Annotated in this window: 24 protein-coding genes; 9 read left to right on the forward strand and 15 right to left on the reverse strand. The window is 62.5% G+C overall.

The window, feature by feature from the left end; all coding sequences use genetic code 11:
* Positions 1 to 115: 115 nt before the first annotated feature.
* The 3 genes from NMAG_RS05245 to NMAG_RS05255 all read right to left on the reverse strand — a co-directional run bounded on the left by NMAG_RS05245 (position 116) and on the right by NMAG_RS05255 (position 1,521).
* Complete coding sequence (locus NMAG_RS05245; protein ID WP_049916406.1) at positions 116 to 712, reverse strand: DUF655 domain-containing protein; 597 nt, start codon at positions 710 to 712, stop codon at positions 116 to 118.
* A gap of 110 nt (positions 713 to 822) precedes the next feature.
* The gene (locus tag NMAG_RS05250) at positions 823 to 1,179 is read right to left on the reverse strand and encodes an RNA polymerase Rpb4 family protein (RefSeq protein ID WP_004216955.1); all 357 of its coding nucleotides are present in this window, start codon (positions 1,177 to 1,179) and stop codon (positions 823 to 825) included.
* Positions 1,180 to 1,212: 33 nt separating this feature from the next.
* On the reverse strand, positions 1,213 to 1,521 hold the full coding sequence (locus tag NMAG_RS05255) for a 50S ribosomal protein L21e (RefSeq protein ID WP_004216956.1): 309 nt from the start codon (positions 1,519 to 1,521) through the stop codon (positions 1,213 to 1,215).
* Between the two features lie 173 nt (positions 1,522 to 1,694).
* Here NMAG_RS05255 and NMAG_RS05260 point away from each other — a divergent pair, with 173 nt between their 5' ends.
* The gene (locus tag NMAG_RS05260) at positions 1,695 to 2,891 is read left to right on the forward strand and encodes a cystathionine gamma-synthase (protein WP_004216957.1); all 1,197 of its coding nucleotides are present in this window, start codon (positions 1,695 to 1,697) and stop codon (positions 2,889 to 2,891) included.
* A gap of 100 nt (positions 2,892 to 2,991) precedes the next feature.
* Here the strand turns inward: NMAG_RS05260 and NMAG_RS05265 are convergent, their stop codons facing one another.
* Positions 2,992 to 4,119, reverse strand: a complete 1,128-nt coding sequence (locus tag NMAG_RS05265; protein WP_004216958.1) for a hypothetical protein — start codon at positions 4,117 to 4,119, stop codon at positions 2,992 to 2,994.
* 98 nt (positions 4,120 to 4,217) lie between these two features.
* On the opposite strand from NMAG_RS05265, the gene NMAG_RS05270 reads away from it, so the two are divergent.
* The gene (locus tag NMAG_RS05270; protein WP_004216959.1) at positions 4,218 to 4,916 is read left to right on the forward strand and encodes an MBL fold metallo-hydrolase; all 699 of its coding nucleotides are present in this window, start codon (positions 4,218 to 4,220) and stop codon (positions 4,914 to 4,916) included.
* 12 nt (positions 4,917 to 4,928) lie between these two features.
* Here the strand turns inward: NMAG_RS05270 and NMAG_RS05275 are convergent, their stop codons facing one another.
* Positions 4,929 to 6,212, reverse strand: coding sequence for an RNA ligase (locus tag NMAG_RS05275; RefSeq protein ID WP_004216960.1), 1,284 nt, complete (start codon positions 6,210 to 6,212; stop codon positions 4,929 to 4,931).
* 191 nt (positions 6,213 to 6,403) lie between these two features.
* Here NMAG_RS05275 and NMAG_RS05280 point away from each other — a divergent pair, with 191 nt between their 5' ends.
* Together NMAG_RS05280 and NMAG_RS05285 are read left to right on the forward strand one after the other, a co-directional pair.
* Positions 6,404 to 6,877, forward strand: coding sequence for a hypothetical protein (locus tag NMAG_RS05280; RefSeq protein ID WP_004216961.1), 474 nt, complete (start codon positions 6,404 to 6,406; stop codon positions 6,875 to 6,877).
* A gap of 104 nt (positions 6,878 to 6,981) precedes the next feature.
* The gene (locus NMAG_RS05285) at positions 6,982 to 7,662 is read left to right on the forward strand and encodes an RNA ligase partner protein (protein ID WP_004216962.1); all 681 of its coding nucleotides are present in this window, start codon (positions 6,982 to 6,984) and stop codon (positions 7,660 to 7,662) included.
* 209 nt (positions 7,663 to 7,871) lie between these two features.
* Here NMAG_RS05285 and NMAG_RS05290 read toward each other — a convergent pair whose 3' ends face one another.
* The 3 genes from NMAG_RS05290 to NMAG_RS05295 form a co-directional block, all read right to left on the reverse strand.
* A complete protein-coding gene (locus NMAG_RS05290; protein ID WP_004216963.1) occupies positions 7,872 to 8,138 on the reverse strand; it encodes an elongation factor 1-beta in 267 nt (88 codons plus the stop codon).
* Positions 8,139 to 8,143: 5 nt separating this feature from the next.
* Positions 8,144 to 8,323: an HVO_2753 family zinc finger protein gene (locus NMAG_RS20845; protein WP_004216964.1), complete on the reverse strand. Its 180-nt coding sequence runs from the start codon at positions 8,321 to 8,323 to the stop codon at positions 8,144 to 8,146.
* Between the two features lie 230 nt (positions 8,324 to 8,553).
* The gene (locus NMAG_RS05295; RefSeq protein ID WP_004216965.1) at positions 8,554 to 9,882 is read right to left on the reverse strand and encodes a metallophosphoesterase; all 1,329 of its coding nucleotides are present in this window, start codon (positions 9,880 to 9,882) and stop codon (positions 8,554 to 8,556) included.
* Between the two features lie 435 nt (positions 9,883 to 10,317).
* Between NMAG_RS05295 and nreA the strand changes: the two genes are divergently transcribed.
* Entirely contained in the window at positions 10,318 to 11,619 is a 1,302-nt protein-coding gene (gene nreA / locus NMAG_RS05300) for a DNA repair protein NreA (protein ID WP_004216967.1), read from the forward strand.
* 28 nt (positions 11,620 to 11,647) lie between these two features.
* On the opposite strand, the gene NMAG_RS05305 is transcribed toward nreA, so the two are convergent.
* Positions 11,648 to 12,955 carry a hypothetical protein gene (locus NMAG_RS05305; protein ID WP_004216968.1) on the reverse strand — a complete coding sequence of 436 codons (1,308 nt, stop codon included), beginning with the start codon at positions 12,953 to 12,955 and terminating at the stop codon, positions 11,648 to 11,650.
* A gap of 444 nt (positions 12,956 to 13,399) precedes the next feature.
* Between NMAG_RS05305 and NMAG_RS05310 the strand changes: the two genes are divergently transcribed.
* Positions 13,400 to 13,801, forward strand: coding sequence for a hypothetical protein (locus NMAG_RS05310; RefSeq protein WP_004216969.1), 402 nt, complete (start codon positions 13,400 to 13,402; stop codon positions 13,799 to 13,801).
* A gap of 283 nt (positions 13,802 to 14,084) precedes the next feature.
* Here NMAG_RS05310 and NMAG_RS05315 read toward each other — a convergent pair whose 3' ends face one another.
* The 4 genes from NMAG_RS05315 to NMAG_RS05330 form a co-directional block, all read right to left on the reverse strand.
* The gene (locus NMAG_RS05315) at positions 14,085 to 15,230 is read right to left on the reverse strand and encodes an AI-2E family transporter (protein ID WP_004216970.1); all 1,146 of its coding nucleotides are present in this window, start codon (positions 15,228 to 15,230) and stop codon (positions 14,085 to 14,087) included.
* Between the two features lie 87 nt (positions 15,231 to 15,317).
* Positions 15,318 to 15,782, reverse strand: coding sequence for a DUF302 domain-containing protein (locus NMAG_RS05320; RefSeq protein WP_004216971.1), 465 nt, complete (start codon positions 15,780 to 15,782; stop codon positions 15,318 to 15,320).
* A gap of 66 nt (positions 15,783 to 15,848) precedes the next feature.
* Positions 15,849 to 16,556, reverse strand: a complete 708-nt coding sequence (locus NMAG_RS05325; protein ID WP_004216972.1) for a CPBP family glutamic-type intramembrane protease — start codon at positions 16,554 to 16,556, stop codon at positions 15,849 to 15,851.
* Between the two features lie 6 nt (positions 16,557 to 16,562).
* Positions 16,563 to 16,847 carry a DUF5789 family protein gene (locus tag NMAG_RS05330; RefSeq protein ID WP_004216974.1) on the reverse strand — a complete coding sequence of 95 codons (285 nt, stop codon included), beginning with the start codon at positions 16,845 to 16,847 and terminating at the stop codon, positions 16,563 to 16,565.
* A 143-nt stretch (positions 16,848 to 16,990) separates the two neighbouring features.
* On the opposite strand from NMAG_RS05330, the gene NMAG_RS05335 reads away from it, so the two are divergent.
* Both NMAG_RS05335 and NMAG_RS05340 read left to right on the forward strand, forming a co-directional pair.
* Positions 16,991 to 18,691 carry a thiamine pyrophosphate-binding protein gene (locus NMAG_RS05335; protein ID WP_004216976.1) on the forward strand — a complete coding sequence of 567 codons (1,701 nt, stop codon included), beginning with the start codon at positions 16,991 to 16,993 and terminating at the stop codon, positions 18,689 to 18,691.
* A 95-nt stretch (positions 18,692 to 18,786) separates the two neighbouring features.
* Positions 18,787 to 19,845 (forward strand): DUF7139 domain-containing protein, encoded by a 1,059-nt coding sequence (locus NMAG_RS05340; protein ID WP_004216978.1) that lies wholly within the window; start codon positions 18,787 to 18,789, stop codon positions 19,843 to 19,845.
* A 34-nt stretch (positions 19,846 to 19,879) separates the two neighbouring features.
* Here the strand turns inward: NMAG_RS05340 and NMAG_RS05345 are convergent, their stop codons facing one another.
* Positions 19,880 to 20,365 carry a metal-dependent hydrolase gene (locus tag NMAG_RS05345; RefSeq protein WP_004216979.1) on the reverse strand — a complete coding sequence of 162 codons (486 nt, stop codon included), beginning with the start codon at positions 20,363 to 20,365 and terminating at the stop codon, positions 19,880 to 19,882.
* A gap of 101 nt (positions 20,366 to 20,466) precedes the next feature.
* Positions 20,467 to 21,012, reverse strand: a complete 546-nt coding sequence (locus NMAG_RS05350) for a CinA family protein (protein WP_004216980.1) — start codon at positions 21,010 to 21,012, stop codon at positions 20,467 to 20,469.
* Between the two features lie 119 nt (positions 21,013 to 21,131).
* Between NMAG_RS05350 and NMAG_RS05355 the strand changes: the two genes are divergently transcribed.
* Complete coding sequence (locus tag NMAG_RS05355; RefSeq protein ID WP_004216981.1) at positions 21,132 to 22,238, forward strand: pyridoxal phosphate-dependent aminotransferase; 1,107 nt, start codon at positions 21,132 to 21,134, stop codon at positions 22,236 to 22,238.
* The last annotated feature ends 1 nt before the right edge of the window (position 22,239 follow it).

The raw sequence follows: 22,239 nt of genomic DNA on the forward strand, positions 1-22,239 counted from the left end.
CAGTGATACAGCAATGCAGTGATTCAGCAATTCAGTACTTCGCACCGACGGGAAATATGTCACCATCTGCGCCGAGCTGTCACCACTCAGTTACGGAACCGACCGCCGCGCCGCCCTATTGATTCTGTTCTTGCTCACGCCGCCCGACGAACGTCTGGTACTTCAGATCCTCGTCGCGCAACTCCTGAATAATACGCTCGACGATAATCTCGTCCGGATCGTGGAGACCGGAGACGCGTTCCGAAAGCTCCTCGAAGCTCTCGAACGGCTTTCGCTTTCGCTCGTCGAGAATCCCGTTTCGGAGTTTCTTCCCAATTCCCGGGAGCAGATTGAGCTGATGGAGCCGCAGCGTGATCGGCTGGGCGTCGTTATAGAAGTCGACGAAGCGCTGTTCGTCCTCCTCGACGAGGTCTGCGACGACGTACTCGAGTTCAGACTGGGCACCCGAGGAGAGGTCTTCGTACTCGACGCGGTTGCTCTCGGTGACGATGTCGCGTTCGGACGCGGGTTCGACGACGACCTCGCTGCCGATAGTGAGGCGCTCGTCCTCGTCGAAGGCGACTTCGTAGAGTTGGAACGCCGTCGTGCCGAGGGCGTAGCCTGCGGGTGACTTCGCGTACTGCGGTCGGCCGTCATCGGAGAGGCCATGTGCGAGGTAGTCCAACACGACCGCGCGCCGAACGTCCGTCCCATCGCTATCGACTTCGCTCATTGTCAGGCGATACGGGTACGGCATACTTAAAGAGTCGGCCCGCTTGCAGCGAGCGCTGCAGTCGTGTGTCGGTCCCCCGTCGTTCGATCGTTCGATCGGATGGTGATCGCTCAGGCGTACTTCGCGACAACGTTGAGGATGTCGTCGAGTTCCTCGCCCGAGAGGGAGTAGCGCTGCTGTGCGTAGACCGAACGAAGTTCGCTTCGGTTGCGCGGCAGCAGGTTAGCGATCTTGTACGCCGTTGGTTCGTCGACTTTCTCGATCTCCTGCAGATCGGTGACGAGGTCCTGTGCGTCGTCGGGTTCGAGAACGGTGAACTGGTTGACGTGATCGATCGCTCGCGCGAGTTCGTACGGCAGTTCCCGCTCCTCGTCCAGTGCGCGGTCGGCTTCGATGTCGGCGAGCAGCCCCTTCGTCTCCGAGACCGTCAGGAACTCCTCGTCGACGATCTCTTTGAAGATCGTCATAGTGGTATCTGTGTTCGAGGGCGCTGTGCGGTCTCAGACACGCTCTTCCGAGCGGTCCTGGGCGCGCAGGTGTGCTGCGGTGACGATGAGCGTCTTGTCCTTGCCACCGTCGTTGATCTCGACCTTGAAGGCGTCGCCCTGCGTACCGATGACTTCGCCGGTGTGACCGTCGAAGCGTGGGTGGTAGCGACCTTTGTGAACGCTTGGGTCGATCTTCAGGTGGACCTTCTCACCGACCTCGTACTGCTGAATTGCACGCTGTGGCGGCGAGGAGCCGCGGTCTCGTGGACTGTTGGATAGCTTGTTCCGGGTTCCCTGACGAGGGCCATTAGATTTCGGCATAGTCGTACGCCCGTCTTGACCGGTGATGGTTATAAAACGCACGTCTTTCGCTGCAGTTTGGCCCGTTCGAATGTAGATGGTTCCCACAGGCCACCACGAAGTGACGTCTGTTCGCAACAGTCGCCGTGATAGTAACAGTAACAATAATCCGACCGCGCAACGCGTTGCTCTGTATGGACGACGACGCTGATACCCACACTGACGCCGACGATGAGCAGTTCCGAATCGAAACGCGTTCGATTCACGCCGGTCAGGAGCCAGATGTAGAGACTGGCGCGTTGATGACGCCAATCCATGCGAACTCGACGTACGAGCAGGACGCCCCGGGAGAACACCGCGGCTACGAGTACTCTCGAACCGGTAACCCGACCAGATCTGATCTCGAGGCCAACCTTGCCAGCCTCGAGAACGCCGAGTACGGCCGCGCGTTCGCGAGCGGGATGGCCTCGATTAACACCGTGCTCAATCTGCTCGACTCCGGCGACCACGTCGTCACCGGCAACGACGTCTACGGCGGCACCCACCGCATCTTCACCCAGGTGTACGAGGACTACGACATCGAGTTCTCGTTCGTCGACATGACCGACCTCGACGCCATCGACGCGGCCTTCCAGGAGAACACGGAACTGCTCTGGCTCGAAACGCCGACGAACCCACTCATGTCGATCGTCGATATCGCGGGCGCAGCGGACATCGCTCACGACCACGATGCGCTCTGTGCGATCGACAACACCTTCGCGACGCCGTACCTCCAGCAACCGCTCGACCTCGGCGCAGACATCGTCTCGCACTCGCTGACAAAGTACCTGGGCGGCCACTCCGACGTGGTCGGTGGCGCACTCCTCACGAACGACGAAGAACTGGACGAGCGCTTTGGCTTCTACCAGAACGCCGTCGGCGCGACGCCCGGCCCCTTCGATAGTTTCCTCGTCCTCCGGGGCACCAAGACCCTGCCCGTCCGGATGGACCGCCACTGCGAGAACGCCAGCGCTATCGCCGAGTGGCTCGACGACCACCCCGACGTCGACCGCGTCTACTACCCCGGACTCGAGTCCCATCCTGGCCACGAGATCGCCAGCGAACAGATGGCCGACTTCGGCGGCATGCTGAGCTTCGAACTCGACGCCAGCCTGGAGGAGGCAAGCGAGGTCGTCTCGAACACCGAAGTGTTCACGCTCGCAGAGAGTCTCGGCGGCGTCGAGAGCCTGATCGAACAGCCCGCGCCGATGACCCACGCCGCGATTCCACGCGAGGAGCGCATCGAGGCGGGACTCACGGACGGCCTCGTCCGCGTCTCGGTCGGCATCGAGCACGTCGACGACCTGATCGGCGACCTCGAACAGGCGATCGACGGCGCACTCGAGTCCTGAGCTGCTGCGACCTGGGACCTGGGACCTGCGAACGGGGTCATCTGAGTGCAGTCGTACTCGACTCGAGTCCCGACGCCTCAAATTCTACCCGACGTCCCACCTAGCGCGGCGCGTTCCGTTTCCCAATGTGGGAACACAGGATAGTCTGGAGTCCATCGAGGTAGGCTCCGAGAGCCACGCTTGCGAGCGCATCGTCGAAGCGTGCCGCGTCGGCGCACTCGATATGCCAGCGGTCGAGGAAGTAGGCCTCGACGGAGGAGTCTTCGATCGCCTGGATGAGTGTGTCAACGTCTTTTGTCGGGGCTGGTTCTGCTCCCGTGTCTCGACCTGTAGCTGTCTTTATGCCCGTCTCTGACTCGGGTCCCGTCTCTCGATTCGTCTCTGCATCACTAGCTGGACTCGAGTACAACCCATCTCCATCCAACACGTCGCGTTCGATCACACCTGTTTCGACCGCGCGGACGACGACGCCAGAACTGTAGTCGCCCTCGACGAGTTCGCGCCGCCAGGTCGCGAGCCAGTTCCCGATCCGGGCCATGCGCTGGGTTCTGTCGAGTACCTGTCGGAGCGACGCGAGTTCTGCCCGGTCGAACGTCGGCGCGTTCGCCAGGTCGGTGAGGGCGTGGACGAACACCATCATGTTGGAGGAATCGTAGGTCCACAGTTCCTGCTCCGAGACGAGATTGGGGTCGCGATTCGCGAGCAGCGAGTACTCGATGGCGTCGAACACCTGTCGCAGGTCGAACGCGAGGAGGTCGGCAAATTCGTCCGCACGCGGACTCGCGTCGTACAGTTCCCGAAAGTGGTTCCAGACGTCGATTGCAAGGTCGACCACCGAACCATCGACGCCCGCGCGTTCGGGGTCGGCGCGCTGGCTGTCGAACGGGACGTTTGCCAGTTGTGCGAACGTCTCCCGGTCACCGTGCAGTTCGGCAACATCGTCCGCGATCGTGACGAACAGCGTCGAGAGCAGCTTTGCCGTCCGGACTCTCTCTTCACAGTCGTCGGCGACACACGAGAGCCGAAACTCGGGAAACGCGCTGTAGAGCCAGCGCCAACTCGAGTACCCTCGGTCCCCGAGACACTCCTCGTAGCGTGCGAGAAGGTCGGTAACCGATTCGGGGAGCGGGTCCTGTTCTCGGTCCGTAATCGGATCGGTGTCGCTATCGAGCGCGGGAACTGGTGGGACGAGCGGGGAGTGGTGTCCGACGGTTGACTCGTTCTCCATCACATTACCAATGGAAACTAAGAACCTTAGTTGCATCGCTGTCGTGCGGTGAGAGAACCCCGCAGAGCTATCCGGACGGCGACCCATAATCGCCACACATGGACACTGATGCCGGCCTGCACGCACTGCCGATCACAGTCGACTACGGCGGACAGGACCTCTCGATCACGCCCGCGGTCGTCGAAACCGAGCGCGGCCTCGTCCTGTTCGATGTCGGCCCTGCCGACTCCGGCGCGGTCGACGCCATCGAAACGCACCTGCGCGCACTCGAGTACGACCTCACGGACATCTGGCTGGTCGTGCTCACACACCACGACGGCGATCACGCGGGCGCGCTCGCGACGTTGCTCGAACGCACCGACGCGGTAGTCGCGGCCCACCGCGACGAGACGCCGTACGTGACGGGCGAGCGTGATCCGATCAAGGGTAGTGGTGACGACAGGTACCCGCCAGTGTCGCTCGATATCGAACTTACTGGCGGCGTTCGCGTTCCGACGCTCGCGGGCCCGTTCGAGGTCGTCGAGACGCCGGGCCACGCGCCAGGCCACATCTCACTGTACTTCCCCGACGGCGGGCTGCTGGTTGCCGGCGACGCGCTCGTCGCGGACGGTCCGGGCGACGGTGCCGACCAGCTTTCCGGTCCGAAGCCGGAGTTCACACCGGAGATGGAGCGGGCACTCGAGTCCGCCGCGGCGCTCGCCGAACTCGACGTTGAACACACGCTCTGCTATCACGGCGGCTACGTTCCGGCGGGAGCGGATCGGATTCGCGAGATTGCAGAAACGGACCGACACTGAGAGCAAACACCGCTACTCGCGGACGATGTGCCCATCGAGATAGTTCCGAATCGTGTCGTTGGAGGAGGGTGTCCGCTTGCAGAACGTCACGACGCGGTCGCCGTCCTCGTGGAAGTCGTCCTCGATGTCGATCGTGAGCCCCTGACCGCGAAGGTGTTCGAAGAGCACGTCGATCGTCTCGTCACTCGCGCGGACGGTGTGGCGTTCACCGAGCGTGTCGCCGTCCTCGACCGACTGGATCGCCTCGCGCATCGAGCAGAGGATCGATTCACCGAGTTCGTGTGCGCGCTCGCGGGCGGCCTCGTCGTCCTCGTCCCACTCGACGGTCTGGTACCCCTCTCTGAGCAGCCGGCGGAACATGAACGCCTGGCCGTAGTCGAACGGGAGCGAGAACGCGTACGCCAGATCCGAGTTCGTCGACGCCGATGTCGTGTACTTGAGCAGTGTGTCTCCGTCGAGCGATTGCAGTATCACCCCCTCGCGGTCTTCGGCGTCGAGTTCGTGGATGAGTTCCTGCACGCTCGCGGCCGCGTCGTCGACATCGACGATCTCGAACAGCGGCGTTTGCGGGACGCCGAACGCCTCGTAGCGCTCGCGTCGCTCTCGGATCGGCAGTGGCTTGCCCGACTCCCGGTCGCGCCAGTCGAACGCCCGGAACGCAATCGAGTCGACATCCGGATACTCGTGTGCCGTATAGGGGTTTTCGGGGCCGATGATCTCCCCGCAGACCATTGCTTTGGGATATTCTTCGAACAGCGCAGCGAGGTCGACCAGCCGCCGAAGCAGACGTGTCGTAAACGGACAAACCATCCCGCTTCGGGAGAACGCGAGCTGTTCGCCGTGGATCCGGGCGACACGAACGTTGTAGCCGTTCAGCTTCTCCTCGACAGCGACCTGCTCGTGCTCGTCGAACTGCGTTGGAATGCCGGTCTCGAGTACCAGCGTTCGGGGTACCTTCGGAAAGCCCCGAACCACCTCGCCGTCGATCAGGACAGTCCCGCGCTCGACCCCGCGACGGTAGTCCGGAACGTGACGGTACTCGAGTCCCTCATAGTTTCGCTGCTGGAGGTGTGGTTCGAGACTGGCGAAGGCGGCGTCGCCGATGCCGAGCAGGCGGTGGTAGTCGACATCGACGTCGTCGGAGTCGGTGGTGTGGTTGGCGTTTGCTTCTGGGTCGGTCTCTGTCTCTGTTTCTGTGCCCGTATCTGTCTCTGTCTCTGTTTCTGTGCCCATATCTGTCTCTGATTCTGTCTCTGTGCCCGTGTCTGCCTCTGTACCGTCGTCTGGTGTGCCCATCGGTGAACGTACGACGAGCAGCAGAAAGAATCCCGGCCCACTACTCAGTGGCGACCGTCGGCATCGAATCGGGGTTGCCAGGTGACAGTTCCCGGATCGTAGTTCCCGAATCGTAGTTCCCGGATCGTAGTTCCCGAATCGTAGTTCTTGAAACGGAATTCTCATCGGGCTGGCGTCCCAAACGAGTGGTAATGCGAATCGAACTCCGCGTCTGCCAGCACTGTCTCGACGGCGATCACGCGACCGAGGAAAAGTCGAAGCTGCTGCAGGACATGGTGGCCTGTGCCGAGAAAATCAAAGAGTACAAGCACGTCCTCGACCTCGATGCGGTCCACATTCGCCGCGTTCGGGACGACGAACCGGGCAAGCCGGAGGCGCTGCCAGTCGTCGCGGCGACCATCCAGAACAACCAGATTGTCCTCAACGACACCCAGCTCGTCGCGGAGGGCCAGGACGGAAACATGCTGCTGTACGCGAACCCGAGCGACATCCTGACGGTGCTCGCAGGGAACATTGACGAGATCAGCAAGGCCGTCCACGAGGACGTGACTGTCGACCTCTCCGAGCGCGGTGCACAGATCGTCTCGCAGGCAGATCTTGGTGCCAAGGGACCGCAGGGAGGAGACGGGCAGGGCCAGGGGCCGGGACCATCGCCAGGGCCGTAACCTGACGACTGACGCGACTGGCTGATCTTTTCGCTGCACTCGCAAGACGCTTCTTCACTGCACTCGCAACGTAGTTATTTCCTCCTTCGTCCCCTACACACCCCATGACCACCTCCAGCGAGGCCTTCAAGCAACGGTTCGTCCTCGACACCTCCCTCTTCCTCACCGAGGAGATCCGCCGCGATGGCGAGTCACTCGAGGACGCCATCCTGCACCTCCTCGAGTTGATCGCCAACGCGCGACTCAATCTGGGCATCTCGTGTTACATGCCGCCGACGATCCACGACGAGTTCACGACGATGCTCGCGGCCCGCGACGTGGGCGACGAAGTATACTCCCGACTGAACACCTGGGTGATCCGCAAGCATCCCGACCGCTACGCCGTGACAATCCCCGCGAACGTCGTCTTCAGTTTCGTCGACGAGATGAGCGGCCGCGTCGACCGCGGACTTCGGGTGTCGGAAAAGGCGGTCAGGCGCGCTGAGGGCGCAGTCGACGAGCCACTCGAGGACCACGAGTACAAGACGGAAATCGACGCTATCGTCTCGGATCTGCGCGAGAAGTATCGTACCGCGATGCGGACGGGTGTGCTCGACTCGCGAGAGGATTTCGACCTGTTGATTCTGGCGCGCGAACTCGATGCCGGTGTGGTCACCGAAGACAGAGGGATCATCGACTGGACGGAGGACTTCGGCCTCCGGTTCATTCGGGGCCGGGAGTTCCCGACGCTCCTAGAGCAGTATCTACGGGCGGTGGATCCAGAGACGCGGCGGACGCTCGACTGAGTCGCCCGGTGTTGCTGTCTACTCGGCGAATGAACACCAGTCGATCGAACGGCAGTTACTCGGCGAGTGGACACCAGCCTACTCGAGTTGAGTTGCGTCGACGACGAACGGAACTGGTGGACAGCGCAACGTGTTTCCATCGAACAGCACAGTGCTGTTGCTCATACCTGCAGAGAGTGAAACGGATCGAAAATGCGGTTCGGATCCGGTTAGATACGACCGACGTTCTCGACGCCGACGCTTTCGACGCCTTCGACGTCATCGAAGTTCTCTTCGACGGTTTCCGTGCCGCCGGAGCCGTCAGGGACGATCACGGTTGGGTAGAGTGCAACGAGGCCGAACGCGACTTCCTCGCGCTCGACGCCGTTGATCTTTGCACCCTCTGGGAGTGCGCTCTCGAGGCGCTCCTGCAGCGCATCCAGATCGATCTCGGGGCTGTCCGGCATGACCTTGATTTTAGCAGCTACTTTTCCCATGGATATCAGGGTCCGGTGAATCCGCACTCGTTGCACTCATAGAGGTTGCTCTGCTTGCGGCACTTGGCACAGCGGTAAATCTGCTTGCCACACTCTGGGCACTTGAACGCCGCGGCGTTCGTGCCGGCGATGTTGATCCCGCAGGAGACACAGGATCGTGTCTGCTGATCGTCCGTCGTACTCATACCCCTTCCTTTCCGCCCGCCGTTTTTAACGGTTGTCTTTTGTGCGTTCCTGGTGTGTGTCCCCGACACGTAGGCCAGCCACGGCATCGACGACGCGCCACCGGTGTCCCTGTTTATCCCCGTTCCTCTCTGTCCCTCTCTGTTTCTCCCTGTTTCTCTCCCTTCATCCCTGTTGCTGTCTGCTGATCCCCGCTCGTCGACACTCACACCACTGGCCTCGCCAGACCGTGTCACGCGTCGGGATCGATCGTCGTCCCCGACTCCGTCACGTGCGCCCGGTCGGGGTACTCGAGTGCCGGCGCGCGGCCCAGTGTCAGCAGTCGCTCGACGAGGGTCATCTCGTCTGCGGCGGGACTCGGCTTGTCGGCGGGCTCGTACGAGACGAGGAGTCCGTCGTCGTCGGTCGACATGCGAACGATACACAGGTGATATGAGGGATAGTAGACGGCTGGGAGAAGTCCGGCGACGACGTCCCGGCGGTGGAGCCGCTTGAGCCAGGTGCCGGTGTTGACGAGCAAGCGGTCGTCGACGACCGACATCATCGGTCGATGGGTGTGGCCGTAGCAGAAGACGGCGGTGTCCGGCCGCTCCTCGAAGACGTCCCGTGCGGCCCTCCGATACGGTTCGTCGGGATCGATGGTGAGGTCAGTTTCGCGGATGCCGAACCGATCGATGGTCGCGCTGAGGTCGCGAAGGACGAGGTAGACCGGAATACTCGCGAGCAGCAAGATACCGACGACAATGACGTTAGCGACGAGCAGGAAGTGGACCGCTTCACCGACGAGTCCCAGTTGTGCGAGTACGTCGTCCGTCGTCGTGACGGGCATGGTCCAGATACCTGCGACGTCGAGCGCTGCCAACACGGTGATGGCGATGCTGACGTTGAATAGCAGGAGAACCGGAAGCAAGGCATACCGAAGCGTCGGTTTCATCTCCCGGTAGAAGTACTTCGAGAGGAGCCAGCGGGGGACGCGTTCGGTTGGCGTCACCGCCTGAACGTCCTTGAGCCAGTTGTATCGACCGCGGTCTGAGAGTCGCCCCGCTCGACTCGTCACCAGCGTATTGTAGTAGTAGCCGAGCGGCTTCTCGTAGGGATTCCCGAAGTCTTCGAGCCGATTGTTGGGGTCTTGTCTATGGCCGTGTTCGAAGTGAATCGTCCGGTCGCCGAGCTCTCGGGTCACCGATTCGGCTCGAACGAGTGTGACATTGTACTCTGCCAGCAGGCGTTCGTACGCCTCGTATGCGGCGAGTTCGCTATCGTGGTTTCCTGGAAGCAGTGTAATCGGGATTTCCGCACCCGTGGCGCGGAGTTGTTCGAACAGATTCGGATAGCGCTCGACGAGGATGTCGAACTTTTCGAGACCCTGGGACTCGGTGAACTCCCAGAGGCCGAACAGGTCTCCATTGATTACGAGTTCGGCCGGTTCGTCCGTCGTCTCGAGTCGGCGAAGGAACGCGAGCAGTTCGGGGAGAAAATCGATGTCGCCCAACTGCTCGTCGCCGCCGATGTGGAGGTCGCTGATGACGTAGTACACCGGCTCCTCGCCGTCGGCTTCCATGTAGCCCTGTTTGTGTGCAATTGCAATAATTGCCCGTGCGTTTCGAACTGTGTTACCCCAGACTCGCTGTCCCGAACTGAACTGACCTAGATCCGCTGTCCCGAGCCGTACTGTTCCGGGTCTGCTGTCCCGAACTGTCCTATCCCCAACCGATTGTTCCGAGTCAGTTCTCCTCCCTGCCCAGGCTCCACCTGTGCCAGGTAGTTTCTCACCCAGAAAATGCTGGACTGTCTATTTTATAACCCCGAAAGAAGGAGTAGGTACGGCCTGGTCCCACACGCCGCCGACACCGACGCAATATCGGTCTCGGCGCTGCCCGATGGGTGGTGGAGTGCCTGGCCGTGCCTCTGACATTTCGCTGGGGACGCGCACCGCCTGCCCGCGGAGCGCCGTGCAACTCAACATTCAAACCCCAGCCATCCCTACAGTGAGTGAATGCGCCTCGACGACTACATCGAGGACCTCGAACCCGACGAGGAGGCCGAGCGACGGCGCCTCGCAAAGGAGAAGTCCTACGCGATTACAGACCACCTCGAGGAGTTCGAGCGTCGCTTCGACGACGCGTTGAGCGGCGACACCCTCGTCGGTTCGACCGCTCCCTCGATTTTCGTCGGCCGGTCGAACTACCCCGACATTCCGGTTGGACTGCTCTCTCCGGTCGGCGACGAGGACGACGCCGAGGAGTACGTCACCGACGGCAACTGGTACCAGCAGGGGTACGCCATCGACGACGTGCTCCAGCGCCGAACCAGTCTGTTGAACTCCAACAAGCGCGCGAACGTCGACTCGCCCTCCATTGCGAGCCGTCTCACACCTTCCGTTCACGACACCTGGGACGGCTTCGTCGGCGTCCAGCGTGAGGTCGCCATCGCGGGCAACCCGGTCGACCTCGAAATCGGTCTCGACGACACGCCCGACCTCGGGCTCGACGCAGGAACGGACGTCGCAACGCCGCGCGGCCCGCGCGCCAACGCACGGAACGCCGAACTCCGGGAGAACCCATACGTCCCGAAGCCGGTCAAGAAAACCTTAGAAGACGACGACTGGCAGGCTCAGGGCGCGATGACCTACCTCTACCGGCGCGGCTTCGACGTCTACGAGATCAATTCTATTCTGTCCGCCGGTGCGCTTGGTGAAACCAAGCAGCGCCGGCTCGTCCCCACCCGCTGGTCGATCACCGCAGTCGACGACACCGTCGGCCAGTTCCTCCGCGGCGGTATCCGGACCGAACAGAGCATCGACGAGGTTCAGGTCTGGGCCAACGAGTACATGGGCAATCGCTACTGGGTCGTCCTCGCCCCCGGCACCTGGGAGTTCGAACTCGTCGAGATGAAAGCCCCCGGCAGCATCTGGAATCCAAATAGCGACGGCGACATCTGGCTCCAGAGCGCCAGCGAGGGCTACGAGGGCCGCACCAGCTACGTCGAGGAAACCGCCGGCGCGTACTACGCGGCGAGACTGGGTGTACTCGAGTACCTCGAGTCGATCGGGCGGCAGGCGAAGTGTCTGGTTCTCCGGGAGGTGTCGGACGACTACTGGGCTCCCGTTGGCGTCTGGCAGGTTCGAGAGAGTGTGCGAAACGCCTTCGACGGCCAGTACGGGGAGGCGGAGACGTTCCACGGGGCAATCGCAGAGATTGCGACGCAGTTGCCGGTGTCCTACGCGCGCTTACAGCGCAAGTCAGAACTTTCGGCGGGGTTACAGACGAATTTGAACGCGTTTTCCCGGGGTAACTGACGCGGGTTCGCTGCTGGCTTGCGGGAACTTAGATGTAGCCAAACAGTGGCATCGCGAGTCCGACGGCCCATCCCAGCATCCCGATACCGAAGAGTACTGCACCTTCGGCATCACTGCGAGCGGATCCAGCGGCGAGCAATCCGAGTGCGAACAGCAATCCGAGCCGGTGCAACAGTAACTGGAGCGGCAACGTCGTGATTCCGATGCCGACGATATCCAGGACGAATCCCAGCCCAAGGCCGACGATCGTGAACACGAACGCCGACTGGGGCTCGAGCGGCCGTCCGAGCCAGCTTGCGAGACGTTGAAGCCTGAGGAATCGCGTCGCCCGCTCGAGTGGCTGCGTGAGCACGATCGTCACCACCGGCAAGCCGACCACCAGCGCCGGATACAGCACGCCGACGAACGCCTGCGGTGTGATCCATGGCACCGCCGCTTCCACGGCGAGGCCAGCAGCCCGAACGCCGACCACGAGTCCAGTGAGTGCACCAGCGAGGACGAAGCCGCGACTGTTCCGGTAGGCCCACCTGAGCAGCGTCCGCGTTCCGCGAACGATGCCACGCGTTGTTTCACCTCCGATCAGGCCGAGCAGGCCAAGGCCACCGATGCCGAAGAGGAGTCCAGCCACGGTGGGGCCGATGGCTGCCAACTCGACGACTGACGCCCAGCCGTCGTTCCAGCCCTGATGGGTCCCGTGATACTCGCGTCGTACCTCCTCGACGTACGGTTCGTCGAGAAACTGCGCTTCAAGTGCGTTCTGCGAGCCCTGGATGTCGGTCACCGAGTGGCGGAGCCTGAAGAAGTCGAAGTACTCCTCGTGTACCTGGATCGCCGTCCACTCGTCCTGGTCCGTCGTGTACGCTCGAATATGATACCGGCTTCCGAGGTACGTACCAGTATGAAGCTGGTAACTCTCCTCGATCCAGACGGGCTGGCCGCCGTGGGGTTCGGTGTCGACGTAGGTGTACCGCGTCGAGCCGTGAGCGTCGTCCCACTGGATCTGATCGGCGGCATCCTCGTACATCTCCGGTTCTTCTTCTTCCTCGAGGTCGAGCTCTTCCCACTCGAGTTCGTCCTGATCGACGAGCGTTTGCTGGACCTGATCGTCGGGGCCGTGAACGATGAGGTTGATCGCGAGGGTTCGTTCGTCGACGGAGCGGTCACGACTGGTATAGGGCCAGACGTAGCTGCCGTTCTCTGCGGGTTGAACTAACTGGTCGCGGTCGATCGTTTCGGGTTCGCCAGGGTCACCTATCGGATCGATGATGCCACCGGCGATCAGGTAACTGGCGGCGAGTACGAGGAGACCGATGAGGAGGAGATGACGGCGGTTCATCGGGGACGGGGGTTTTGATAGTGAGTCTGGGACTGGTTCCGTTTCCGTTTCCGTTCGCGTTCCCGTTCCTGTTCCGGATTCTGATTCTGGCAACAGTGTTCCCCGCCAGTGGTATCGAGGCAGTGAGCGTTGCGTTGTGTGCAAACTGTATTATCGTTCTGACACGGGTATGAGCAGCGACCAGCCGGGTTTTGTGTCGTCACGAACCGCCGTCTCATTGCTTGCCACACTACCCCGTCCTTGCATATGTATGTAGGTGCTTGCAGGAAGAGTGTCTAAAGACGTACATTTGCGGGAGCGACTTCGCAGACGAGAACGACGGTCCAGTATCACGGATACCCCGATGCTCGCCAGCGCGTGTCCAGTGATCCATCGAACATCGAACCGCGGGGCAGACGCATACACAGGGGAACGCCTTTGCCCGAACGGTGACTTCACTGCAGTATGATCGCACTTCCAGTCACACTCAGGTCTTCGTTTTCGTCGCTCTTCGCTCCCTTCCCGACAGTGAATCCTGCGAACACCCTTGCGCCCGCCTCGCTCCCGTCTGATCTCGGGACGATTCTGGCAGTGCTGTTCATGCTCATTGGCTTCCCGATGATCCTCTTTGCGCTCATCTTTCTCTATACGGGGTACGTGAGATACGACGCAGAGCAGTATCTCGACGAACTCGAGAACGCGGAGGACGCGGAGGACGCGGAGTTCGACGGAGAACCTGCGGCCCGGTCGGATATCCAGAACAATCCGGCACGAACAGACCGTGACCGCGACCGAGAACACCGGGAACAAGCCGACGAATCGATGGCGTCTGATTCCGTGGACGCAAACGACCGACGCGGTCAGTAGTCAGTAGGCACTCCCCTGATCGCGTGCATTCGGCCCTTCTCGCACTGCTCGCGCGGCTCGCGCGGCTGAAATTTTTCCGTGCATTCACCGCACGGCTGGAAGGCTTTCTGATGCAAACTCTGACCCTGGTTTGCGTTCTGGCAGCTCGTCACGAATCGTTCAGAAGCGACAGTCTCCTCCGGAAGCCAGTGCTCCGCTACCCATGCCCCGTGTTTTTGCTGCGGTATGTTGTTGCCTCGTCGTCTCGTCGTCTCGTCGTTGTGTCGTCCCGTCGACCGCGGAGTCAGTCGTTTGCCCCTGGCGTATTCGGACCTGCGTCTGCTGGTCCCGGTCCAGTCGGCCCGGTTGGATCGGTTGGATCGGGAGGCTCGGGTGACTCTGGCGGCTGTGTTGGTCCACTTCCCTGCGGGCTGGCGGACAGCGACGTCTTTTTGAAGACGTTTAGTCCCGCTTTGAACACGGCGAGCAGGACCGGGCCGAGGAACAGCCCCATGATGCCGAGCAGGTAGATCCCGCCGATGACGCCGACGATGACGACTGCCGGGTGGAGCCCGGAGCCGCGGTCGACCACGTACGCCCGGAGATAGTTGTCGACCAGCGAGAGGACTGTGATGCCGTAGAGCAACATCGCGACCGCACCCACTGGCCCCGCCGTCATCAGTAGATACCCCACCGCGGGCCCCCAGACGAGCCAGACGCCGATCGCCGGCAGGAAGGAGACAATGATCATGATCACTGTCCAGAAGGCGACGTTCGGCACACCGAGCAGGTAGAAGCCGAGTCCACCGAGCAGTCCCTCTATCACCGCGACGAGGACGTGACTCTTGATTACCGCCCAGGTCACGACGTTGATCTCGGTGAATAGCTCCTCACGAATGTGGTCTTTGAGCGGGACGACTTCGCGAAGCCAGGCGACGAAGAGGTCGCCGTCGACGAGCAGGTAGTACAGCAGGAAGATGAACACGAGCAACCCGATCCCCATCTCCATGCCGCGATTGAGCAGGCCGACGAGTTCGAACAGGGCGAGTTCGAGCGCGCCAGCCGCGGAGTTTTCGAGTTCCTGGATGACGGCGGTTTCGAGCGACTGGATCTGTTCGGTGTCGATACCGAAGTCATCGTGGGCAATCGTTCGGATTTCGTCAACAGTACTGGCGGCGTCGAAGCCGACGACAAATGAGACGACGGTATCGAGGACGATCAGGGAGACGAGCATGAGCGGAACGATAGCACCGACGATGGCGACAACAGTTAACAGGAGCGCGCTGGGACGCGTTCCGAGTCTGGGCTCGAGTCGCTCGTGCGTTGGATAGAGGATAAACGCAAGGAGCGCAGCGCCCAGCACGTACTGGAGCAGCGGTGCGACCATCAGGGTGGCAATCGCGCCAAGGACGAGGAGGAGGAGGACAAAGGCGGCAGTTCGAACGTCCATGGCGCTACGTGACCCGTCTGACACGTAAGTCTTGATATTTTGTAACAGACAGACAGTCGATGAAAACGGAGTGTCGTGGAGAACGACTTACGACGAGACGGCGGCGTCGGAGGACTCGAGTTCCGCGAACAACGCTTCGGTGAGTTCGCCGGTTTCCGCGAGAATCTCGTCCCAGGCCTCGTTGTCCGGCGCGGTGCCAAGCAGGCGGGAGATTTTCATGATCGACACGTGATAGACGCGCTGGCGTCCCGGTTCCTCCTCCCAGATGATCACGTTGCAGGGGAACAGGCCGCCGATCCGTTTGGTCTCGTCGAGTGCCTTGTTCGCGATTTCGGGATTGCAGGCACCGAGCACGTAGTACGGATCGCGGTCCGCATCGACCTTCTCGTTCAGCAGTTCCGAGGGTGAGAACTCGACTGGAATCCCGAAGCCACAGTCGGTACAGGCCTCACGGACGAACTCGATTGCTTCGTCGTGGTCCATCTCGAGTACGGTCTCTTTTTCGCCGTACGCGTCCGGGTCGATCGCTGCGGGATCGAAGGGGAGTGACATACAGGCGATTCGGACTGGGTGATGAAAAGCCGTTGGGTCAACCGAAGTGCTGCGACTCAGCCCACGCTACAGCGGAATCGGTAGCCACTCGAGTACCCCGAGGAACAGGTTCGGATCGAATAGCGGGTCGTGGAGGACGAGCCAGTCGAGGAGGACGAGGCCGGCACCGTGTGCGATGACGGAGGGGAGGATCGAGTTCGATTTGTAGTCCACTGCGCCGAAGAGCACGTCTGTCGGCCCCGAAAGCAGGAATTCGATCGGTGGCTTCGAGGCGTGGTGAATCATGTAGACGATAGGGCTGATGAACACCGCCTTGAAGCCGATATCTCTGACGCCGACACAGAGGAGGCCGCGGTAGTAGGTTTCGGCGGCGAGCGCGAGCATGAATAGCTGAAACGCGTGTGGGATGAACTCGCCGGGTGCGGTCGAGGTCTCCCACATCGGGTAGAACTCGCGGATCGTCGGCAGCGTCGAGCCGACGAGGTAGAAGGGGAGGACGAACATCGAGAGCAAGACGGCGTTGCGGACGGCCACGCGGTTGATGTTCCAGCCGATGTGGCGTCCGTGGGTGAGGCCGAGGGCAAGCGGACCGCCGATTAACAGGACGCTGTCGACCACGACGCGGCGGTCGAGCTCTCCGGGAACGACGTACATCCACAGCAGCGTGAGCACTGCGCCGGTCAGTAACGTCTTCTGGAACCAGGAGAGGCGATCAGTCTGCTCACGAATCCAGCCGAGCAGGCCGACGACGCGCCGGTCGTCCTCGGTCGCCACGGGTCGTTACTCGTCCGCGGTCGGGACCGGGCCGGTTCCGATCACGTCGCGAACGTGAGACTCGAACTCCTGTCGACGCTGGAAGTACGTCTCGTCGACCGACTCGAGTACCGTCGAGAGTTCGACTGGGCCCTCGGGCGTGCGGATGACGCTGTCACCTTCCATGCGGTCGACCTCGCTGCGCTCTTTCGGCCAGGTCAGTCGCGAACTTACGCGAGCGAGTGGGGCACCCTCGACGGGCACGTGCTCGCCGAGTTCGACGGCCGGCTCGGAATCGTCCTCGTCACTCATGGCCGGAGGTTTGCAAGCGCGTCGATTCAAGGTTTCGCTTCCAGCCGCAGCCCGCAGCCAGATTCGGGCCTTCGTGGGGACTCGGAGACACGTCAATCCATCCGTGATATCCATATAAGGCCCCTCCATCGAGACGTAGCGCTATGGTAGCGACGGGTGCTGATCTCTTCATCGACAGTCTCGAATCGTACGGTGTCACGAAATTGTTCGGTAATCCCGGCACCACCGAACTCCCGCTCATGCAATCGCTCGTCGAGAGCGAACTCGAGTACGTGCTCGGCTTGCACGAGGACGTAGCGGTGGGAGCGGCGGCGGGGTATGCAATGCGGCGGCGGCATCACGCGACCGAAGCGGCAACTGGTACTGGTGGTCGCGATGCCGACGACGTCCTCCCGCTCGGCGTCGCGAACCTCCACCTCGCCGGTGGACTGGCACACGGGCTGGGGAACCTCTACAACGCAGACGTTTCGGGCGCGCCGCTGCTGGTCACGTCGGGAACCCACAGCCGGGACTACCAGCAGGAGGAACCGATTCTCAGCGGCGACCTCGTCGAGATGGCCGAGCCGTTCACGAAGTGGAGCGCCGAGGTAAAACACGTCGATGCGCTGCCGACGATGGTTCGTCGGGCCGTCCGGACCGCGCTGACGCCGCCGACGGGACCGGTCTTCCTCTCGATTCCGGTCGACGTCCAGACGGAGGAGACCACGGCTGAACCGGAGCCACTCGGTCGGATTCCGACGGCGGGCCGGGGCGACGAGGCGGCGATTCAGGAGGCTGCCACGATGCTCGCCGACGCCGACGAACCCGTCTTCGTCCTCGGCGACGAGGTTGGGCGCAGCGGTCCGGCAGCGGTTGAGGCTGCGGTCGACCTCGCTGAAGCGACGGGCGCACGCGTCCACAACGAAATCCTCGCCTACGAGGCGAACTTCCCGACGGACCACGGCCAGTGGCAGGGCGCGCTCTCGACGAAAGCGCCCGGCTCGGCCGCCGCGATGGACACGGACACGCTCGTCTTCGTCGGCTGCTCGACGAACACGACGGTAACGCGGCCGACGACTCAACTCGTCCCCGATGAGGCGACACGAGTTCACATCTCGCCCGACGCGTGGGAACTCGGCAAGCACGCTCCCGCAGAGACTGCGGTGCTTGGCGACCCCGCGACCGTCCTTGCGGATCTCGCCGATCGTGTCAGCAACGCTGTCGACGACGGCGAACGCGAACGGCGACTCGAGTCCGTCCGCGACTGGGCGAACGCACACGACACCGATCCTGCCCCCGAAACGATCGACGGGACGCTGACGAAAGCGGGGCTCGCTCGGGCGTTCGACAGCGTTGCGCCGGATGCGCTCGTGGTCAGCGAGGCAATCACCGCGTCGCCGCCGCTGTTCGACGAGTTCGAGTTCGAGGCCAACCAGCTCCTGGGAACGAAAGGTGGCGGCCTCGGCTACGGACTGCCGGCCAGCGTGGGCGCTGCGGTCGCAGAGCAGGAAGCCGGCGGCGACCGCTCGGTGCTTGGCTACGTCGGCGACGGCTCGTACCTCTACTACCCGCAGACGCTGTACACGGCGGTTCGAAACGACCTCGATCTCACCGTCGTCGTCCCCGACAACCGCAACTACCGCATCCTGAAGGAGAACACGGCGAACCTGCTCGGCGGCGACCCCGACGAGTACGAGTACGACGGCTTCGACTTCGAGCCGCCCGTCGACATTGCAGCGAGTGCCGCCGCCCACGGTGCGACGGGAGTGACTGTCGAGGAGCCAGGGGAACTCGAGTCGGTACTCGAGGACGCACTGACGACGGCGGGGCCTGCGGTTGTCGACGTACCGGTGACTGACGAATAACCCTCGACCGATCGGCTGTCAACGGGGTGGTTACTCCTCTGACGCTGACATATGTCTGACGTATCGTTTTGTGCTGGGAACACGAACGACCCAGCATGACAAGCCTGACGGAGGCGTATCAGGGGAACGCACGAGAGGTGACGAGCCTCCGGCGGCTGTACGCGGGAACTGCCCTCGTCCTGCTCGGTGCGACGCTTGCAGTGGTCGCTGTGCTCGTCGCGACGACGGACGTCTTCGCCGAGTTCGTGCTTGGACTCACTGATTGGGGAATGAACGACCAGTTCGCCATCGTGGCAATTGCCGGCGTTCTCGCAGGGACCGGTGTGCCGGCGGCACTCGTCGGTGTGTTCACTGTTCTCCCTGCCAGCCCCCGCGTTCGGGCCGCTGCCGCAATTAGCGCGAGTCTCTGTCTCCTCGGCGTCGTTCTCTTCTGGTACGCATACCCCCACCACTGGCGTGGCTACGGCGAGGACCTCACGCTTCACGTCTCTGCGATTTACCTGCTTGGCCTCTTCATCGCCGTCTGGTGTCTGTTCGTCGCCGTCGTCAACTTCAAGACCCGGAACGACCCTGGCGGTATGCTCGAGATGAACGTGACGCGGCACAACCAGACCGTCGTCGAGGTCGACGAGTCGACCGACACTGGTGGCTTCAGTGGCATTGGCTTCCTCGGTGGCACGCCCGATGGCGAAGTCGAGACGCAGACGAACGCCTCGAGCGAGGACGAAAACAAGGACACGACCGGACCCGCCGCAGCCGGCACGCAGTCTGAAACGGCCGCCAGCGACTCGACGTTCTCCTACGACGAATCACAGTCGACTACGAGCCGAACACAATCGAAATCACAGTCGAACGCCTCCCACTCTGGGGTCGGCGGACGCAGCGCCGTCACCAGCGACGGTGGCTCGACCACCCAGGATATCTCCTCGCCACTCGAGTCCCAGCCGATCGGCGACGGGCGGGATGCCGAAATCGTGACGGATGCGTCGGACGCCGACGAGTCGAAGACTGCGCCCACGGATCGATACTGTGGCAACTGTCAGCACTTCGAGTACGTGCGTTCGTCGTCGGGAATGGTGCCGTACTGCGGTCGTCACGAGCAGGCGATGGACGATATGGATGCCTGTGAGGAGTGGACGCCGAACCGTCGATAGATCGGCAGGAAACGGTTTGTAGTCGACAGATCCGTTACAGTCCGACTGACTGTCGCGCCAACTCAAACCCTTCTTGTGGTAGTTGAAAGATGATGACGGCTGCGATGACGAGTTCGCCTGCAGTGACGAGCACCGTCACGAGGTCGGCACGCTTGCTGCTGACTGCGACACCGGTCGGGAGCCCGTACTCCGTCTTCAGGACCGGGTAGAAGAGCGCGATGCCGCGCTTGCTGCCCGCGATGTCGAGCACGTAGTGGGTCAGGATACCGACCCAGACCCACTCCAGATTGCCGAAGAGGTACGGAAACGCCATGAACCCGGCGAGCAGCGGGAGGTTGTGCAGCGTCTTTCGGTGCTTGCCGAACGCCGTGTCGATATCGGGGACCATCGCGCCGAGCGTGATTGGGACGCCGATGGCGATGATCATCTCGAACGTTGCCAGGCTCCCGGACGGCTCGAGGAGATACCCCAGTCCAATACTCAGCAGGACGGCGTTGAGCACGTGCCCCTTCTTGTTCATTACCAGCAACTGGCGACCGGACCGCCGAATAGCTTTCTGTCGTGACTTTCAGTTCGCGGTATCAGTTCGTGGGCCGTCCGTCGGCGTGGAAGTTTCCGGGGTTAGTCCGTCGACTCGGGGTCGACCGCCTCGGGGTGCTGGCGCTCGACTGCGGCGAGAAGATCCAGCAGCGCCTGATCGACCGTCTTGGCCCGCACGTCCGCCCGGTCGCCGTCGAACTGGTAGCGCGAGACGGTTGCGAACGAGGCGTCGCTTCCCCAGGGACCAGCGTAGGAAATGGCGATATAGACCGTCCCGACCGGTTCGTCCTCGGTGCCGCCGGTTGGGCCGGCAACACCGGTCGTCGCGATTCCCCAGGTTACGTCCGTCACGTCGCGGACGCCACGAGCCATCTCGCGCGCGACTGGCTCCGAGACCGCACCGTGTTCGTCGAGTGCCTCGCGGCTCACGCCGAGGTGGCGGCGCTTGGCGTCGTAGGCGTAGGTCGTCAGTCCCGAATCGAAGTAGTCACTCGCACCCGGGACTGCGGTGATCGCCGCGCCGATCAGCCCGCCGGTACAGGACTCGGCGACCGCGAGGGTCTCCCCGGTCTCTCGTAAGGCATCCGCGACGTCCATCGGGAGTGTGCGGTCGATGTCGTCGTTCATGGCTGGCACGAGGAGCGCCAGGCTTGTCAAGGCGCGGTCTTCGGCGGTGTCTGTACCTCACAGAGGAGCAAACGAGACAAACGGAAAGAACGACGGTTCCGGCGTGCACACACTCACCTATGGACACGGAGTATGAGACGCCGCTTTTCTTCCACGTCATGGAGTACGCCGGCAACGCGGACACCGACGTGATCGACATGGTCAGCGGCAACCCCGACTGGGAACCGCCCGCAGCGCTTCGCGACGGTTTACACGAGTACGCCGACAGCAACCCCGACCAGTTCCAGTACCCGCCGAGTGAGGGGGTACTCGAGTTACGCGAGGAAATCGCCGAGCGACGCGGTGTCGCCACCGAGCAGGTCGTCATCACCAACGGCGCGGGTGAGGCGAACTATCTCGCGATGGCGCGCGCCTTAGAACGCGACCGCGGGAGCGAAATCGTGCTGACGGAGCCGGTCTACCCCTACTATCCGGGGAAGACGACGATGCTCGGCGGGACGACGAACTTCGTCGAGACGGCGGCGGACGGGCAGCTCGAGCCCGACGACGTGCGCGCCGCCGCGAGCGACGAGACGGCCGCCATCGTCGTCAACTCGCCGAACAATCCCACAGGCGCGGTCTACTCACGAGAGACGATCCGCGAACTCGTCGCCATCGCCGAGGAGCACGACGCGATCCTCGTCAGCGACGAGGTCTACGATCACTTCGACCTCACCGGCCGGTTCGCGAGCGCACTCGAGTTCGATTCTGATCACCGGATCGTCACCAACGCGTTCTCGAAGTCACTCGCCATCACGGGCTTTCGTGTGGGCTATGCGATTTTCCCGCCAGACCTCGTCGAGAACGCGAAGAGCCGCCACATGCTGGTGAACGTGGCAGGGAGTCGGCCGTCGCAGTATGCAGTGTTGCACGCACTTCGGGAGACGGGTCCCAACTACTACGAGCAGAATCGGGACCGCCTGCGCGAGCGCGTTGAGACGTTCACCGACGCGCTGGACGCTGCGGGTGCGGAGTATACCACACCGCAGGGGGCGTTCTACGTGATGGCGCGCTTCGACGGCTATCCGGGGACACTCGAGAACGTCGAGCGACTGATCGACGAGACGGGCGTCGCGGGGATGCCCGGCGAGGCGTTCGGCGACTCCCGTCGGGAGTGGCTCCGATTCGCGCTGGTTTCGCCGCGCGTCGAGGAGGCAGCAGAGCGGCTGGCGCGGTACTTCGAGTAGG

Source organism: Natrialba magadii ATCC 43099, from assembly GCF_000025625.1.
Lineage (GTDB): Archaea > Halobacteriota > Halobacteria > Halobacteriales > Natrialbaceae > Natrialba > Natrialba magadii.

What these genes read in the sequence shown, in the direction of transcription:
- NMAG_RS05270 (WP_004216959.1), top strand. Translation starts at nt 4,218, where the DNA reads ATGGACACTGATGCCGGCCTGCACGCACTGCCGATCACAGTCGACTAC.
- NMAG_RS05255 (WP_004216956.1), bottom strand. Translation starts at nt 1,521, where the DNA reads ATGCCGAAATCTAATGGCCCTCGTCAGGGAACCCGGAACAAGCTATCC.
- NMAG_RS05275 (WP_004216960.1), bottom strand. Translation starts at nt 6,212, where the DNA reads ATGGGCACACCAGACGACGGTACAGAGGCAGACACGGGCACAGAGACA.
- NMAG_RS05250 (WP_004216955.1), bottom strand. Translation starts at nt 1,179, where the DNA reads ATGACGATCTTCAAAGAGATCGTCGACGAGGAGTTCCTGACGGTCTCG.
- NMAG_RS05285 (WP_004216962.1), top strand. Translation starts at nt 6,982, where the DNA reads ATGACCACCTCCAGCGAGGCCTTCAAGCAACGGTTCGTCCTCGACACC.
- NMAG_RS05310 (WP_004216969.1), top strand. Translation starts at nt 13,400, where the DNA reads ATGATCGCACTTCCAGTCACACTCAGGTCTTCGTTTTCGTCGCTCTTC.
- NMAG_RS20845 (WP_004216964.1), bottom strand. Translation starts at nt 8,323, where the DNA reads ATGAGTACGACGGACGATCAGCAGACACGATCCTGTGTCTCCTGCGGG.
- NMAG_RS05295 (WP_004216965.1), bottom strand. Translation starts at nt 9,882, where the DNA reads ATGGAAGCCGACGGCGAGGAGCCGGTGTACTACGTCATCAGCGACCTC.
- NMAG_RS05355 (WP_004216981.1), top strand. Translation starts at nt 21,132, where the DNA reads ATGGACACGGAGTATGAGACGCCGCTTTTCTTCCACGTCATGGAGTAC.
- NMAG_RS05350 (WP_004216980.1), bottom strand. Translation starts at nt 21,012, where the DNA reads ATGAACGACGACATCGACCGCACACTCCCGATGGACGTCGCGGATGCC.
- NMAG_RS05260 (WP_004216957.1), top strand. Translation starts at nt 1,695, where the DNA reads ATGGACGACGACGCTGATACCCACACTGACGCCGACGATGAGCAGTTC.
- NMAG_RS05320 (WP_004216971.1), bottom strand. Translation starts at nt 15,782, where the DNA reads ATGTCACTCCCCTTCGATCCCGCAGCGATCGACCCGGACGCGTACGGC.
- NMAG_RS05290 (WP_004216963.1), bottom strand. Translation starts at nt 8,138, where the DNA reads ATGGGAAAAGTAGCTGCTAAAATCAAGGTCATGCCGGACAGCCCCGAG.
- NMAG_RS05315 (WP_004216970.1), bottom strand. Translation starts at nt 15,230, where the DNA reads ATGGACGTTCGAACTGCCGCCTTTGTCCTCCTCCTCCTCGTCCTTGGC.
- NMAG_RS05245 (WP_049916406.1), bottom strand. Translation starts at nt 712, where the DNA reads ATGAGCGAAGTCGATAGCGATGGGACGGACGTTCGGCGCGCGGTCGTG.
- NMAG_RS05265 (WP_004216958.1), bottom strand. Translation starts at nt 4,119, where the DNA reads ATGGAGAACGAGTCAACCGTCGGACACCACTCCCCGCTCGTCCCACCA.
- NMAG_RS05345 (WP_004216979.1), bottom strand. Translation starts at nt 20,365, where the DNA reads ATGAACAAGAAGGGGCACGTGCTCAACGCCGTCCTGCTGAGTATTGGA.
- NMAG_RS05280 (WP_004216961.1), top strand. Translation starts at nt 6,404, where the DNA reads ATGCGAATCGAACTCCGCGTCTGCCAGCACTGTCTCGACGGCGATCAC.
- NMAG_RS05330 (WP_004216974.1), bottom strand. Translation starts at nt 16,847, where the DNA reads ATGAGTGACGAGGACGATTCCGAGCCGGCCGTCGAACTCGGCGAGCAC.
- NMAG_RS05335 (WP_004216976.1), top strand. Translation starts at nt 16,991, where the DNA reads ATGGTAGCGACGGGTGCTGATCTCTTCATCGACAGTCTCGAATCGTAC.
- NMAG_RS05340 (WP_004216978.1), top strand. Translation starts at nt 18,787, where the DNA reads ATGACAAGCCTGACGGAGGCGTATCAGGGGAACGCACGAGAGGTGACG.
- nreA (WP_004216967.1), top strand. Translation starts at nt 10,318, where the DNA reads ATGCGCCTCGACGACTACATCGAGGACCTCGAACCCGACGAGGAGGCC.
- NMAG_RS05305 (WP_004216968.1), bottom strand. Translation starts at nt 12,955, where the DNA reads ATGAACCGCCGTCATCTCCTCCTCATCGGTCTCCTCGTACTCGCCGCC.